Source organism: Rhizobium ecuadorense (assembly GCF_001187535.1).
GTDB classification, from domain to species: Bacteria; Pseudomonadota; Alphaproteobacteria; order Rhizobiales; family Rhizobiaceae; genus Rhizobium; species Rhizobium ecuadorense.
The window spans coordinates 1-218 of the sequence record NZ_LFIO01000225.1 but is presented as its reverse complement, the minus strand read 5'-3'; the positions used below and the strand labels follow the sequence as shown (position 1 = coordinate 218).

The window sequence follows — 218 nt, the reverse complement described above, 5'->3', positions numbered from 1 at the left end:
CGGCTACACCGACCGGCCTTGTCGTCGAACGTTATCTTGGTCTTGGCGGCCGGGAGGAGCGCATGCTGTTCTGGGCTGCCGGCGATATCAGCCCGGCCATCTTCTACGATGTCCTGGTCAGCACCGATGGCGGGACTTTTGAAAAGGTCAGTCCCGCGCCGCTGATCTCGACGGCATTCCTGCACATGTCGCCGCCACAGGGCGTGCGTTATGCGGTC

General features: G+C 62.8%; 1 pseudogene. It reads left to right on the top strand.

Annotation, left to right across the window (positions count from 1 at the left end):
* Window positions 1–218, top strand: a pseudogene (locus AF337_RS39765) (GH39 family glycosyl hydrolase); the annotation flags it as partial.